Source organism: Plantibacter sp. VKM Ac-2885 (assembly GCF_015351205.1).
Lineage (GTDB): Bacteria > Actinomycetota > Actinomycetes > Actinomycetales > Microbacteriaceae > Plantibacter > Plantibacter auratus.
In genome coordinates this window covers 1,265,842-1,279,773 of sequence record NZ_JADKSK010000002.1, presented here as the reverse complement: position 1 = coordinate 1,279,773, position 13,932 = coordinate 1,265,842, and the positions used below count along the sequence as shown (strand labels likewise).

Annotated in this window: 11 protein-coding genes; 6 read left to right on the top strand and 5 right to left on the bottom strand. The window is 69.5% G+C overall.

Annotated elements, in window-relative coordinates; all coding sequences use genetic code 11:
• Window positions 1-77: 77 nt before the first annotated feature.
• Entirely contained in the window at window positions 78-1,391 is a 1,314-nt protein-coding gene (locus ITJ66_RS18380; protein WP_085513339.1) for an MFS transporter, read from the bottom strand.
• Between the two features lie 203 nt (window positions 1,392-1,594).
• Between ITJ66_RS18380 and ITJ66_RS18375 the strand changes: the two genes are divergently transcribed.
• Window positions 1,595-2,440 carry a LysR substrate-binding domain-containing protein gene (locus tag ITJ66_RS18375; protein WP_079003972.1) on the top strand — a complete coding sequence of 282 codons (846 nt, stop codon included), beginning with the start codon at window positions 1,595-1,597 and terminating at the stop codon, window positions 2,438-2,440.
• Between the two features lie 15 nt (window positions 2,441-2,455).
• Here ITJ66_RS18375 and ITJ66_RS18370 read toward each other — a convergent pair whose 3' ends face one another.
• Together ITJ66_RS18370 and ITJ66_RS18365 are read right to left on the bottom strand one after the other, a co-directional pair.
• Window positions 2,456-2,755 carry a hypothetical protein gene (locus ITJ66_RS18370; protein WP_194645532.1) on the bottom strand — a complete coding sequence of 100 codons (300 nt, stop codon included), beginning with the start codon at window positions 2,753-2,755 and terminating at the stop codon, window positions 2,456-2,458.
• A 48-nt stretch (window positions 2,756-2,803) separates the two neighbouring features.
• Window positions 2,804-4,243, bottom strand: coding sequence for a GuaB1 family IMP dehydrogenase-related protein (locus tag ITJ66_RS18365; RefSeq protein ID WP_071262471.1), 1,440 nt, complete (start codon window positions 4,241-4,243; stop codon window positions 2,804-2,806).
• A 134-nt stretch (window positions 4,244-4,377) separates the two neighbouring features.
• On the opposite strand from ITJ66_RS18365, the gene ITJ66_RS18360 reads away from it, so the two are divergent.
• Together ITJ66_RS18360 and ITJ66_RS18355 are read left to right on the top strand one after the other, a co-directional pair.
• Window positions 4,378-8,148 carry a multifunctional oxoglutarate decarboxylase/oxoglutarate dehydrogenase thiamine pyrophosphate-binding subunit/dihydrolipoyllysine-residue succinyltransferase subunit gene (locus ITJ66_RS18360; protein WP_191941436.1) on the top strand — a complete coding sequence of 1,257 codons (3,771 nt, stop codon included), beginning with the start codon at window positions 4,378-4,380 and terminating at the stop codon, window positions 8,146-8,148.
• Between the two features lie 136 nt (window positions 8,149-8,284).
• Entirely contained in the window at window positions 8,285-9,988 is a 1,704-nt protein-coding gene (locus tag ITJ66_RS18355) for a sodium:proton antiporter (RefSeq protein WP_085513347.1), read from the top strand.
• 16 nt (window positions 9,989-10,004) lie between these two features.
• Here the strand turns inward: ITJ66_RS18355 and ITJ66_RS18350 are convergent, their stop codons facing one another.
• Both ITJ66_RS18350 and ITJ66_RS18345 read right to left on the bottom strand, forming a co-directional pair.
• The gene (locus ITJ66_RS18350; RefSeq protein ID WP_079707242.1) at window positions 10,005-10,256 is read right to left on the bottom strand and encodes a zf-HC2 domain-containing protein; all 252 of its coding nucleotides are present in this window, start codon (window positions 10,254-10,256) and stop codon (window positions 10,005-10,007) included.
• Window positions 10,253-10,942: a sigma-70 family RNA polymerase sigma factor gene (locus tag ITJ66_RS18345; protein ID WP_079707243.1), complete on the bottom strand. Its 690-nt coding sequence runs from the start codon at window positions 10,940-10,942 to the stop codon at window positions 10,253-10,255. The genes ITJ66_RS18350 and ITJ66_RS18345 overlap by 4 nt, the downstream gene beginning before the upstream one ends.
• 43 nt (window positions 10,943-10,985) lie before the next feature.
• Between ITJ66_RS18345 and aroA the strand changes: the two genes are divergently transcribed.
• Genes aroA through bcp form a run of 3 tightly spaced genes read left to right on the top strand, consistent with a single transcriptional unit; the run spans window position 10,986 to window position 13,894 of the window.
• Window positions 10,986-12,335 (top strand): 3-phosphoshikimate 1-carboxyvinyltransferase, encoded by a 1,350-nt coding sequence (aroA, locus tag ITJ66_RS18340; RefSeq protein ID WP_137243336.1) that lies wholly within the window; start codon window positions 10,986-10,988, stop codon window positions 12,333-12,335.
• Between the two features lie 4 nt (window positions 12,336-12,339).
• Complete coding sequence (gene rsgA, locus ITJ66_RS18335; RefSeq protein WP_064295360.1) at window positions 12,340-13,401, top strand: ribosome small subunit-dependent GTPase A; 1,062 nt, start codon at window positions 12,340-12,342, stop codon at window positions 13,399-13,401.
• Window positions 13,402-13,414: 13 nt separating this feature from the next.
• On the top strand, window positions 13,415-13,894 hold the full coding sequence (gene bcp, locus ITJ66_RS18330) for a thioredoxin-dependent thiol peroxidase (protein WP_194645531.1): 480 nt from the start codon (window positions 13,415-13,417) through the stop codon (window positions 13,892-13,894).
• Window positions 13,895-13,932 lie beyond the last annotated feature (38 nt).

The window sequence follows — 13,932 nt, the reverse complement described above, 5'->3', positions numbered from 1 at the left end:
GTGATCGGGTCAGCACGGGGCTGGGATGGTGGCCGGGGGATCTGTCTGAAGGAGGGTCGTCCATTGTGCGGACGAGTCTATCGGACATCCGCGGCTGTGGACCCCGGATTTCCGGGGTTCTTCTCAGCCTCTGCGAGACGCCGGCGCTCCTCGGCCGCGCGACGCTTCCGACGCCGCACGAGGAGGAACCGCACGCCGATGCACGCCGCGGCGAGCGCCGGGACCCCGCCCGAGACGATCATGCCCACGTGCGCCCCGGCGACCTCGACGAGCCAGCCCATGAGCGGGCCGCCGATCGACTGCCCGCCGAGCAGCACGAGGATGTACAGCGACATCACACGGCCACGGATCGCCATGTTGGACGACAGCTGGACGAGTGAGTTCGCCGCCGTGATGAAGAGGAGGTTCGCGACCCCGCCCGCGACGAGCAAGAGGGCGAACGGGAGGAGCACGGGCATCGCCCCGGCGGCCGCCTGCAGGACGCCGACCGCCGCCGCCGCGACGATCACGATGCGCAGGTCCACACCCCCACGCCTCGTCGACGCGAGCGCCCCGGTGAGCGCGCCGACGGCGACGAGGGCGTTGAGGAACCCGTAGCCGCTCGCGCCGATGTCGAAGACGTCCGACGCGTAGGCGGCGAGCAGGACCGGCAGGTTGAAGGCGAACACCGACATGAACGCGACCATGATGACCGTCCACCGGATGGCCGGCTTCCGCATGGCGTATCCGAGTCCCTCCTTGAGCTGGCCCTTCGCCTTCGCGACGACCGGGGTCGGGACGAGTTCCGAGACACGCATGAGCGCCAGGGTGAGCACGACGCCGGAGCAGGCGAGCGCGTTGATCGCGAAGGACCACCCGGAACCGACGGCGGTGATGAGGACACCGCCGACGGCCGGACCGACGAGCTGGCCGAGCTGGAAGACGGCGGAGTTGAGGCTGATGGCGTTCCGCAGCCTCGCCGGCCCAACGAGCTCGTTCACGAACACCTGTCGCGCCGGGTTGTCGACGACGGTGACGAGGCCGAGCATGAAGGCGATGACGTAGATGTGCCACACCTCGACCGCGCCGCTGAGCGTCAGGATCGACAGCGCGACCGCGAGGACGGCGGCGAGCGACTGCGTGATCATGAGCAGCACGCGCTTGGAGTAGCGGTCCGCGATCACCCCGCCGAGCAGTCCGAACAGCAGCATGGGCGCGAACTGCATCGCGACCGTGATCCCGACGGCGGCGACGCTGCCGGAGAGCTCGAGGACGAGCCAGTCCTGCGCGATGCGCTGCATCCCGATCGCGGTCGTCGCGACGATGTGTCCGATCGTGAAGAGTCGGAAGTTCGGGACGCGGAGCGAGGAGAAGGTGTCCCGCCAGGCGGGGCGCTCCCCCACGATCGGCATGGGGGCGGTGGGCGGCGGCGGAGCGACGGCGGTGTCGGAGGGAGGGGTCACGGAGAGAGCCAGCGTTTCGTATGTCGAGTGCGTGTCGTATGGGTGGAGCCGCGGAGGCCGTCGGCTCCCATCCACGCTATTGCCGACGCGGCCATTTCCGAGCAGGATGATCCCTATCAGTCCTATTCGATTCCCGAATGATCGGCTCACGCATGTTCGACCCCGCACTGCTGCGCACCTTCCTTGCCGTCGCCGAGACGAAGAACTTCACGCGCGCTGCCGCGCAGCTCGGGTTGAGCCAGCCGACGGTCAGTCAGCAGATCCGACGGCTCGAGGAGGCCGCCGGCCGGTGGCTCGTCGTCCGGGACACGAGGGCGGTCCGCCTGACCGACAACGGTGACGCGATGGCCGGGTTCGCGCGGACCATCCTCGCTGCACACGCCTCGGCGGAGAGCTACTTCACCGGCTCGGCGATGAGCGGTCGCCTCCGCTTCGGGGCCGCCGACGACCTCGCGATGACCCAGCTCCCCCGGATCCTGCGGCACTTCCGTCAGGGGCACCCGCAGCTGAACCTCGAACTCACCGTGAACCAGAGCGGGCCGCTCTACCGTCGGCTGAAGGCGGGCGCCCTCGACCTCATCTTCATCAAGATGCACCCCGGCCAGAACGAGGGCAAGCTCGTACGGACCGACTCGATGGTCTGGGTCGGTCTCGAGAAGACCACGATCGAGCCGGGCCAGCCCGTCCCCCTCATCGCCTACCAGGATCCGAGTCTCTCCCGGCAGCTGGCGATCGACGCCCTGGAAGCCGCCGGGCGCACCTGGCGGATCACCTGCAGCACCCGGGAGGTGAACGGCGTCCTCGCAGCGGTGCGGGCCGGGCTCGGCGTGGCGGTCTTCCCGCGCAGCCTGATCCCGAGCGACCTCGTCATGCTGAGCAACCGGCTGGAACTCCCGACCCTGGGCGGCGTCGACTTCACCCTGCTCGCGAACCCGTTGGCGGCGGCCGGCCCGGTGGAGGCGCTCTCCTCGGCCATCATGGACCGGTCGCTCGCCTGAGCGAGCACGCGGCGGTCAGGCGTCGACGGACTCCGACGCCTCGGCGAACGGCGCCGGGATGAGGTAGGTCTCGCGGACCTCGGCCGATTCGTGCGGGCCGCTGCCGTCCGGCGCGGTGAAGGGTTCGTCGAACTCGACGATCCACGTCGTCAGCTGTTCGGTCCACACCGAGACGAACGCCGCGGCACGCTGGCGGCCGGGTGCGACGATGACCCCGGAGGCACGCTCCCCCGTCGAGGGATCGGACGCCGGGTCCACGAGCACGAGGACCTGCATGCCGACACCGAACCCGTGCGTCCCACCGTTCACCACCATGGGCCCATCATCCCACCGCGGTCGTGCGCGCCGCACCAGCGCCCCGGCTCACCAGGAGACGGGCAGCGCCTTGCCCTCCTCGTACCCGGCGGCCGACTGGACGCCGACGATGGCGCGCTCGTGGAAGCCGGGGACCGAGTCGGCACCCGCGTAGGTGAACGACGAGCGCACACCGGCGGTGATCATGTCGAGGAGGTCCTCGACCGAGGGCCGGAGCGGGTCGATCGTGATGCGGGAGGACGAGATGCCCTCGGCGAAGAGCGTCTTCCGCGCGAGTTCGAACGGGTCGAGTCGACCGAAGCGCTCGTGCACGGCCTTGGTCGACGCCATGCCCCAGCTCTCCTTGTAGAGCGACCCGTCAGCGGCGCGCTGCAGCTCACCGGGGGCTTCGATCGTGCCGGCGAACCAGGACCCGATCATGACCGAGGACGCACCGGCCGCGAGGGCGAGGGCGACGTCGCGGGGGTAGCGGACGCCACCGTCCGCCCAGACCTTCGCGCCGAGTGCGCGGGCGGTCGCGGCCGTCTCGAGCACGGCCGAGAACTGCGGACGTCCGACCGCCGTCATCATCCGCGTGGTGCACATCGCACCGGGTCCGACACCGACCTTGAGGATGTCCGCACCGGCGTCGACGAGGTCCTGCACCGCGACGGCGGACACGACGTTGCCGGCGACGATCGGGAGGCCGAGACCGAGCGCACGGACGGCCGCGATCGCGCGGAGCATGCCCTCCTGGTGCCCGTGGGCGGTGTCGATCACGAGGACGTCCACCCCGGCGGCGGCGAGCGCCTGCGCCTTGACGGCGACGTCGCCGTTGATGCCGATCGCCGCGGCGACCCGGAGCCGGCCCGACGCGTCGAGCGCCGGCGTGTAGATGGTCGACCGGAGCGCGCTCGTCCGGCTGAGGGTGCCGACGACGGCGCCGTGGTGCAGCACGGGCGCGAACTCGAGGTCGGCGGCGACCATGAGGTCGAACGCGGCCCGGCCACCGGTCACGTCGTCGGCGTCGATCGAGGCGAGCGACCCGCGAGCGAGGTCGCCGAGCCGTGCGTCGGGCAGCGCCGTGGCGAGACGTGCGGCCGGGATGCAGCCGGCGAAGGCGTCGCGCTCGTCGTGGAGCACGATGCCGTGACCGGCGACCGCGGGGATCAGGCGCAGGGCGTCGGCCGCGGTCTGATCGGCGCGCATGATCAGCGGCGTGTCGAAGGCGACCGGCTGCTCCTTGACCCAGCGGATCGCCGCGTCGAGCTCTTGGAGCGGCATGTCCTGCGGCAGGACGCCGAGTCCGCCGCGCCGCGCCAGTGCCGCCGCGAGGCGTGGCCCGGTGACGGAGTTCATGTTGGCGGAGACGATCGGGATCGTGGCGCCGGTGCCGTCGTCCGGAGCCAGGTCGACGTCGAGTCGACTCGTGATCCCGGAGCGGCTGGGGACGAGGAACACGTCCGAGTACGTCAGGTCGTGGCTGGGAATCTCACCGATGAACCGCATGAGAACACCGTATCCCGACCGGCGTCCGAGCCGCACCGACGACGGAATGGGTTTAGGCTTGATGACTGGATCGTGCGGGCATGTTCCCTGCCTGCAAACAGTGAGAATTCAACGGAGAGAGTGGGCGATCGACGGTGTCGAGCCAGATGACCGGAGTGGGCGCCGATGACGGCGCAACGAACGAATTCGGAGCCAATGAATGGCTCGTCGACGAGATGTACGAGCAGTACCTCGTCGACAAGGATTCCGTGGACCGCTCCTGGTGGCCGATCCTCGAGCACTACCGGCCGGTGAACGGCGCAGCCCAGGGAACGACGGGCGGCCAGTCGGACGACGATGCGGCAGCCGCCGGCGCCACGGCGTCGGCCCCCACCCCTGCGGCGGCGGACGAGGCGGCGGCCCGGGTCAACCCGCCGACGGCCCCGATCCAGGTCATCGGCGCGCAGCCGGTCGCGCGCACCACCTCGGTCCAGGCGAAGCCGGCCCCGATCCCGGCCGACGCCCCGATGACGAGCCCGAACCAGGTCCAGCAGCCGAAGAGCGACCAGACCGAACCCGCTCCGGAGGACGTCGACAAGGTCACCGTGCTGAAGGGCATGGCCAAGTCGCTCGCCACCAACATGGACGCGAGCCTGACGGTCCCGACCGCGACGAGCGTGCGCACCATCCCGGCGAAGCTGATGATCGACAACCGCATCGTCATCAACAACCACCTGAAGCGCGCCAGAGGCGGCAAGGTCAGCTTCACCCACCTCATCGGCTGGGCCCTCATCCAGGCGTTGAAGGACTTCCCGAGCCAGAACGTCTACTACGAGGAGGCCGACGGCAAGCCCACGGTCGTCGCCCCGGCGCACATCAACCTCGGCATCGCCATCGACCTCCCGAAGCCCGACGGCTCCCGCGCCCTCATGGTGCCGGGCATCAAGCGCGCCGACACCCTCACCTTCAACGAGTACCTCTCGGCGTACGAGGACCTCGTGACCCGCGCCCGCAAGGGCAAGCTCACCGGAGCCGACTTCCAGGGCGTCACGATCTCGCTCACGAACCCGGGTGGCATCGGGACCGTGCACTCGGTCCCCCGTCTCATGAAGGGCCAGGGCTGCATCATCGGCGCCGGCGCCCTCGAGTACCCGGCCGAGTTCCAGGGCGCCTCCGAGCGCACGCTCAACGAGCTGGCGATCGGCAAAACGATCACGCTCACGAGCACCTACGACCACCGCGTCATCCAGGGTGCCGGCTCGGGCGAGTTCCTCAAGGTCGTCCACGAGCTGCTCATCGGCAGCCGCAGCTTCTACCAGGACATCTTCGCCGCGCTCCGCATCCCGTACGACCCGATCCACTGGTCGCCCGACATCAGCGTCGACCTCGCCGACGCCGTCGACAAGACCGCCCGCGTCCAGGAGCTCATCAACGCGTTCCGCGTCCGCGGCCACCTCATGGCCGACATCGACCCGCTGGAGTACGTGCAGCGCTCGCACCCCGACCTCGAGATCGAGACCCACGGCCTGACCTTCTGGGACCTCGACCGCGAGTTCGTCACGGGCGCCTTCGGCTCGGCCCGCACGGCCAAGCTGCGCGACATCCTCGGCGTCCTCCGCGACTCGTACTGCCGCACCACGGGCATCGAGTACATGCACATCCAGGACCCCGCGCAGCGCAAGTGGATCCAGAGCAAGGTCGAGCGCAAGTACGAGAAGCCGACGCACGACGAGCAGATGCGCATCCTCGGCAAGCTCAACGAGGCCGAGGCCTTCGAGACCTTCCTGCAGACGAAGTACGTCGGCCAGAAGCGCTTCAGCCTCGAGGGCGGCGAGTCCACCATCGCCCTCCTCGACACCATCCTCCAGGGTGCGTCGCAGGCCCAGCTCGACGAGGTCGCGATCGGTATGGCCCACCGCGGCCGCCTCAACGTCCTCACGAACATCGCCGGCAAGACGTACGGTCAGATCTTCCGCGAGTTCGAGGGAACGCAGGACCCTGCGAGCCACGGTTCCGGCGACGTGAAGTACCACCTCGGCACCGAGGGCACCTTCAAGGCCGAGGACGGCCGCGAGATCCCGGTCTACCTGGCAGCGAACCCCTCGCACCTCGAGGCCGTCAACGGCGTGCTCGAGGGCATCGTCCGCGCGAAGCAGGACCGCGGGCCGATCGGCGCGTTCGGTACCCTCCCGATCCTCATCCACGGCGACGCGGCGATGGCCGGTCAGGGCGTCGTCCTCGAGACGATGCAGCTGTCCCAGCTGCGCGGCTACCGTACGGGCGGCACGGTCCACGTCGTCATCAACAACCAGGTCGGCTTCACCACGCCTCCTGGCGAGGGCCGCTCCTCCATCTACAACACCGACGTCGCGAAGACCATCCAGGCGCCGATCTTCCACGTGAACGGCGACGACCCCGAGGCCGTCGTGCGGGTCGCGGAGCTCGCCTTCGAGTACCGCCAGGAGTTCAAGCGCGACGTCGTCATCGACCTCGTGTGCTACCGCCGACGCGGCCACAACGAGGGCGACGACCCGTCGATGACGCAGCCGCTCATGTACAGCCTCATCGAGGCGAAGCGCTCCGTCCGCAAGCTGTACACCGAGGCGCTCGTCGGCCGTGGCGACATCACCGAGGAGGAGTACGAGGCCGCGCACCGCGACTTCCAGGACCGCCTCGAGCGCGCCTTCATGGAGACGCACGCCGAGCAGACCTCGCCGACGCCGATCCCGACCGAGGTCCTCGACGAGGACGGCTACTCCGGCGAACTCGAGACGACCGGTGTCTCCGAGGGCGTCGTGCAGCTCATCGGCGACGCGTTCAACAACAAGCCCGCCGGGTTCACCGTGCACCCGAAGGTGCAGCAGCTCCTCGAGAAGCGTCTCGACATGAGCCGCAACGGCAACATCGACTGGGGCTTCGGAGAACTGCTCGCGCTCGGATCGGTGCTCATCGAGGGCACCCCGGTGCGGATGTCCGGACAGGACTCCCGCCGCGGCACCTTCGTGCAGCGCCACGCCGTCCTCCACGACCGGGTCAACGGCCAGGAGTGGCTGCCGCTCGCGAACCTCAGCGACAACCAGGCCCGCTTCTGGATCTACGACTCGCTCCTCAGCGAGTACGCGGTCATGGGCTTCGAGTACGGCTACTCGGTCGAACGTGCCGACGCGCTCGTGCTGTGGGAGGCGCAGTTCGGCGACTTCACCAACGGCGCGCAGACGATCATCGACGAGTTCATCTCCTCCGCCGAGCAGAAGTGGTCGCAGCGGTCGAGTGTCACGCTCCTCCTCCCCCACGGCTACGAAGGCCAGGGCCCCGACCACTCGTCCGCGCGGATCGAGCGGTTCCTGCAGCTCTGCGCCGAGGACAACATGACCGTCGCACGGCCGTCGACCCCCGCGTCGTACTTCCACCTGCTGCGTCGCCAGGCGTACGCCCGCCCGCGTCGGCCGCTCGTCGTCTTCACCCCGAAGGCGATGCTGCGTCTGCGTGGCGCGACCAGCCCGGTGGCGGACTTCACCTCCGGTCGCTTCGAGCCGGTGATCGACGACGCACGGATCACCGACAAGGCCGCGGTCAAGCGGGTGCTCCTGCACTCCGGGAAGATCCACTACGACCTCCTGAGCGAGCTGCAGAAGCAGCCGAACGACGAGATCGCCCTCGTCCGCGTCGAGCAGTTCTACCCGGTCCCGGTGGCCGAGCTGAACGCTGTGGTCGCGCAGTACCCGAACGCCGAACTGGTGTGGGTGCAGGACGAGCCGGAGAACCAGGGCGCGTGGCCGTTCATCTGCCTGGAGGCCGCCAAGCACCTCGAGGGTCGGACGATCCGCAACGTGTCGCGCACCGCGTCCGCCTCCCCCGCAACGGGTTCGGCAAAGCGTCACGCCGCCGAGCAGGCGGAGCTCCTCCGCACCGCGCTGGCGCTCTGACCTCAGCCGCACGACCGACGACCGCCTGTTCCGACAGGCGGTCGTCGTCGTCTGTGTCGTCGTCTGGACGCGGGTGGTCAGCACGGCGACAGCGATCCGTGAGTGGGCGGTGAGCCACCGCCAATAGGCTGACGCCATGGACTTCGCATTCCTCGCCGTCGTCGCGGTGGTGACCATCGTCGCGGTGGCCCGCTTCGCGAACAAGCTGCGCGTGGCAGCCCCGCTCATCCTCGTCCTGGTCGGGCTCGCCCTCAGCTATCTGCCGTTCGTGCCGGACGTCGAGGTCAAGCCGGAGTGGATCCTCGCCGGCGTGCTGCCACCGCTCCTCTATTCGGCCGCCGTCAACGTGCCCCTGGTCGACTTCCGCCGCAACCTCAAAGCGATCTCCGGGCTCTCGGTCGTCCTCGTCGTGGTGTCGTCGGTCCTCATCGGCTGGATCCTGTCGACGATCCTCCCCGACCTGAGCCTGGCCGCCGGCATTGCCCTCGGCGCCGTCGTCAGCCCGACCGACGCGGTCGCCGCGACCTCCATCGGTAAGCGGCTGGGCATGCCGTCGCGCCTCGTGAGCGTCCTCGAGGGCGAGAGCCTCGTGAACGACGCCTCGGCCCTCGTCCTCCTGCGCTCCGCCATCGCCGCGACCGCCGGGACGGTCTCGTTGTGGGGTGTCCTGGGCGACTTCGCCTATGCCGTGGCGCTCGCGATCGCGATCGGGATCGTCGTCGGGTTCATCACGGTCCGGATCCGCTCCCGCCTCGGCGACCCGGTCCTGACGACGGTCATCTCCTTCGCCGTGCCGTTCATCGCGTATCTGCCCGCCGAGCACTTCCACGCCTCAGGCGTCCTGTCGGTCGTGGTCGCCGGGCTCTACACCGGGCATCAGAGCGCGAAGTACTTCACCGCCCAGGACCGGATCAGCGAGCGCATCAACTGGCGGACGACGCAGTTCCTCCTCGAGAACGGGGTGTTCCTGCTCATGGGGCTCGAGCTCGAGGCCATCGTCTCGCAGGTGGAGCAGGACGACCTCGGCATCTGGTCGTCGATCGGCCTCGGGTTACTGACCGCGATCACCCTCATCGTCGTCCGCATCGTGTTCGTCGGCGTCCTCGTCTGGTCGTTGCGACGCGATGAACGGGAGGCCCTCGCCCGGCGGCCGAGACTGGAGCAGGTCTCCGCACGCCTCGAGGAGCATCCGACGGAGAACGCGCGTTCAGCCAAACGCAAGGCCGCCTTCTCGAGGTCGATCGCCCGGCGGAGCGCCGACCTGGACTTCCTGCAACGCGAGGGCCTCGGATGGCGGGGCGGCGCGGTGCTCGCCTGGGCGGGGATGCGTGGCGTCGTCACGATCGCCGCCGCGCAGTCGCTGCCACTCGACACCCCGTATCGGGCGGAGCTGGTGCTCATCGCGTTCACGGTCGCGATCGTCACCCTCCTGCTCCAGGGTGGTTCCCTCCCGCTCGTCATCCGGCTGACCCGGGTCGGCGGGACGGACGAGCAGGCGGCGATGGCGGAACTGGCCGGTCTCGTCGAGGAGATCTCGACCGTCGGTGTGGCCGCCCTCGACGACCCGCAGCTGCGCACGGACGGCGGGGAGCCGTTCGACTCCGCGGTCGTCGACCGGGTACGCACGAGCAGCCTCATCCGCGTCGAGTCGGCGGCGGAACGCACCGATGCCGGCGTGGGCCCGCACGAGCAGTTCCGACAACTGCGACGCCGGGTGCTCGACGCCGAACGCGATGCGCTCCTCGATGCGCGGGCGACCGGGAGCTACTCCTCCGAGGTGCTGGCGAAAGCGCAGCGGATGCTGGACGTCGAGGAGTCACGCCTCGACGGCGCCGGCTGATGCGGTCGGTCCGTCGTCAGGCGCTCTCGTGGGTGGCCTGGGTGGCCCGCAGCGACGCCAGGACCTGGTTCTTCAGGTCTTCGGGTGCCGTCTCCTTGCACGCCCGCTGGACGGCCTCGGTGAGGGTCTGCGCGACGAGCGCCTCGTTCTGACACTCCGGGCAGTTCGCGAGGTGCTCGCGGATGTCTGCCGCTTCGGTCGTGCACACCTCGTGACGGAGGTACTCCTCGAGGTCCTTCTTGGCCTTGTCGCAGCCGCAGTCGCTCATTTCTTGCTCCCCTGCTTCGTCACGGTGAACCCCCGGGACTCGGCGTAGTCGGCCAACAGGTCGCGCAGGAGTCGTCGGCCACGGTGCAGACGACTCATCACGGTCCCGATGGGCGTTTTCATGATGTCGGCGATCTCCTGGTAGGCGAAGCCCTCCACGTCGGCGAGGTACACCGCGAGGCGGAAGTCCTCCGGGATGGCCTGCAACGCGTTCTTGACGTCGCTGTCCGGCAGGTGATCGATCGCTTCGGCCTCGGCGGAGCGGCTGGAGGTGGCGCTGATCGACTCGGCGCCGCCCAACTGCCAGTCCTCGAGGTCGTCGATGGTGCCCTGGTACGGCTCGCGCTGCTTCTTCCGATACGTGTTGATGTACGTGTTCGTGAGGATGCGGTAGAGCCACGCCTTGAGGTTGGTGCCCTGTTCGAACTGCGCGAACGCGGCGAAGGCCTTCACGAACGTCTCCTGGACGAGGTCCTGAGCGTCCGACGGGTTCTTCGTCATGCGCATGGCAGCGCCGTACAACTGATCGATGAACGGCAGTGCCTGTGCTTCGAACAGTGATCGGGGGTCCGGCTCGGCCGGAAGGGCTTCTGGGTCGACGGAGGTCATCACCGGCCAGTCTACGGCCAGCGCCAGACGGCCGTGATCGGCCTCCGTCACCGGTCGTTCCAGTACCGCTGTGGACATCCGCTCCTCCTTCTGCTCTCGACCCCGACTACTGTTGGAACCAATGTTGACCAATCCGTATTCCGCACCAGATTTCGACGTGTACGGCGATGCCGAACCCGAGCACGACGACGCAGCCTGGCCGGCGCCCGTCGCGGGCGGTCCGGTCGATGCGACCGTCTCGCTTCCGGGCTCGAAGTCGCTCACGAACCGCGAGCTCGTCCTGGCCGCTCTGGCCGACGGGCCCTCCCTCCTGCGCGCCCCGCTCCACTCGATGGACAGCACCAACATGGTCGAGGCGCTCCGCGCACTCGGGACCACCATCGTCGAGCGACCGGCGTCGGGCGCGTTCGGCAAGGACTGGCTCGTCACGCCGGGCGAGCTGTTCGGCAGCACGACCGTCGAGTGCGGGCTCGCCGGCACCGTCATGCGGTTCGTCCCGCCGCTGGCCGCCCTCGCGCTCGGGCCGACCGTGTTCGATGCCGACCCCTCGGCCAGGAACCGGCCGATGGCCACCATGATCGGCTCGCTCCAGGCGCTCGGCGTCGACATCAGCGACGACGGCCGGAAGGCGCTCCCCTTCACGGTGCACGGCACGGGCACGGTGAAGGGTGGCAAGCTCACGATCGACGCGTCGTCGTCGAGCCAGTTCGTGTCCGGCCTCCTGCTGGCCGCAGCCCGCTTCGAGCAGGGCCTCCACCTCGTCCACGAGGGCGAGCGTCTGCCGAGCCTGCCGCACATCGAGATGACCATCGCGGCCCTCGCGGCCCGGGGGGTCACCGTGGAACAGCCCGCCGTCGGTGAGTGGGTCGTCGCCCCCGGCACGATCGCCGCGCTCGACGTCGACCTCGAGCCCGACCTCTCCAACGCCGCACCGTTCCTCGCCGCGGCGCTCGTCACCGGCGGAAGCGTCACGCTCCGCGGCTGGCCCACCTCCACCACCCAGGTCGGTGCCGACCTGGCGGACCTCCTGCCCCGCTTCGGCGCGACGGTCACCCTGGACGGCGACCGCCTCACCGTCACCGGCGGCGAGCGGATCACCGCGGTCGACCTCGACCTGACCACCGGCGGTGAGCTCGCGCCCGCCCTCACCGCGCTCGCGGCACTCGCCGACGGACCGTCGACCATCACGGGCATCGGGCACATCCGTCACCACGAGACCGACCGCCTCGCGGCCCTCGCGACGGAGATCAACAAGCTCGGTGGCGCCGTCACGGAGCTGCCGGACGGTCTCCGCATCGAACCGCGCCCCCTCCACGGCGGCGAGTGGTCGAGCTACCACGACCACCGCATGGCGACCACGGGAGCGATCCTCGGTCTCGTCGTGCCCGGGGTCACCATCGAGAACGTCGCCACGACCGCGAAGACGCTGCCACAGTTCACCGAACTGTGGCACGCGATGCTCGGGGGCTGAGCCGATGAGCTGGTGGGACGACGGCGTCGACGACGACGAGCCGGAACTCGACGAGTCGAGCATCAGGATGCGGCCGAACCCGAAGGCGAACCGCCCACGGACGAAGACGCGGCCCGAGCACCTCGATGCACTGACTGCACGCGTCCTCGCGGTCGACCGCGGTCGCTACACCGTGCTCCTCGACGAAGGCACGCCCGAGGAGCGCGTCCTGACGTCGACCCGTGCTCGTGAACTCCGTAAGCAGGCCATCGTGACCGGCGACCGGGTCGATGTCGTCGGCGACACCTCGGGTGCCGAGGGCACGCTGTCGCGCATCGTGCGGATCGTGCCGCGCACGACGCTGCTCCGCCGCAGTGGCGACGACACCGACGCCATGGAGCGCGTCGTCGTCGCCAACGCCGACCAGATGCTCATCGTCGTGGCTGCGGCGAACCCCGAACCACGGGCCCGACTCGTCGACCGCTACCTCGTCGCCGCCTACGACGCGGGGATCACCCCGATCCTCTGCATCACGAAGACGGACCTCCAGGACCCCGACGAGTTCCTCGCGAACTTCGCCGGGCTCGGCCTGCGCGTGTTCCGCAGCCGGGAGGACGACGTCCCCCTGGCCGAGATCACCGAGGCCCTGATCGGCCATGACACGGTCTTCGTCGGCCACTCGGGCGTCGGCAAGTCCACCCTCGTCAACGCCCTCGTCCCGACCGCTGAGCGCGCCACAGGGCATGTGAACGTCGTCACCGGCCGTGGCCGCCACACCTCCTCGTCGACCGTCTCGTTGCGCATCGAGGCGCCCGGAGGATCCGGGTGGGTCATCGACACCCCGGGCGTCCGCTCGTTCGGTCTCGGACACGTCGACACCGCGAACATCCTGAAGTCGTTCACCGACCTCGCGGAGATCGCGCTCGAGTGCCCACGCGGCTGCACCCATCTGCCCGACGCCCCCGACTGCGCGATCATCGAGGCCGTCGCCGAGGGACGGCTCGGAGAGAACGGCCCCGCACGCCTCGACTCGCTCCAGCGGCTGCTGGGCACCTTCGCGACGATCAAAGCCGACCAGTACTCCTGACTAGGCTTGGGGTATGCCTGAACCCCTCCGTCTCTCCGCCGGCGACCCGGCCCCCGCGTTCACCCTCACCGACCAGGACGGCACGAGCGTGTCCCTGTCCGACTTCGCCGGACGACGGGTGATCCTCTACTTCTACCCCGCCGCGATGACGCCCGGCTGCACCACCCAGGCGTGCGACTTCCGCGACAACCTCGCATCGCTCGGCGGTGCCGGGTACGTCGTGCTCGGCGTCTCGAAGGACTCCGTCGAGAAGCTCAAGGCCTTCCAGGAGGAGGACGGGCTCACGTTCCCGCTCCTCAGCGACCCGGAGCTGACGGTCCACCAGGCGTACGGAGCCTACGGTGAGAAGAACTCGTACGGACGCATCGTCACGGGGGTCCTCCGCTCGACGTTCGTGATCGACGAGACGGGCAACCTCACCCTCGCCCGGTACAACGTCAAGGCCACCGGCCACGTGAAGAGCCTCCGCAAGGCCCTCGGCCTCGACGCCTGACGCGTCGCGGCTGGACCATCAGGACCGACGCGTCGCGC

Excerpts from the sequence above, each read along its gene's own strand:
- ITJ66_RS18345 (WP_079707243.1), bottom strand. The coding sequence starts at position 10,942 with ATGTCCACAGCGGTACTGGAACGACCGGTGACGGAGGCCGATCACGGC.
- ITJ66_RS18380 (WP_085513339.1), bottom strand. The coding sequence starts at position 1,391 with ATGCCGATCGTGGGGGAGCGCCCCGCCTGGCGGGACACCTTCTCCTCG.
- ITJ66_RS18350 (WP_079707242.1), bottom strand. The coding sequence starts at position 10,256 with ATGAGCGACTGCGGCTGCGACAAGGCCAAGAAGGACCTCGAGGAGTAC.
- aroA (WP_137243336.1), top strand. The coding sequence starts at position 10,986 with ATGTTGACCAATCCGTATTCCGCACCAGATTTCGACGTGTACGGCGAT.
- ITJ66_RS18365 (WP_071262471.1), bottom strand. The coding sequence starts at position 4,243 with ATGCGGTTCATCGGTGAGATTCCCAGCCACGACCTGACGTACTCGGAC.
- ITJ66_RS18355 (WP_085513347.1), top strand. The coding sequence starts at position 8,285 with ATGGACTTCGCATTCCTCGCCGTCGTCGCGGTGGTGACCATCGTCGCG.
- ITJ66_RS18370 (WP_194645532.1), bottom strand. The coding sequence starts at position 2,755 with ATGGTGGTGAACGGTGGGACGCACGGGTTCGGTGTCGGCATGCAGGTC.
- bcp (WP_194645531.1), top strand. The coding sequence starts at position 13,415 with ATGCCTGAACCCCTCCGTCTCTCCGCCGGCGACCCGGCCCCCGCGTTC.
- ITJ66_RS18375 (WP_079003972.1), top strand. The coding sequence starts at position 1,595 with ATGTTCGACCCCGCACTGCTGCGCACCTTCCTTGCCGTCGCCGAGACG.
- rsgA (WP_064295360.1), top strand. The coding sequence starts at position 12,340 with ATGAGCTGGTGGGACGACGGCGTCGACGACGACGAGCCGGAACTCGAC.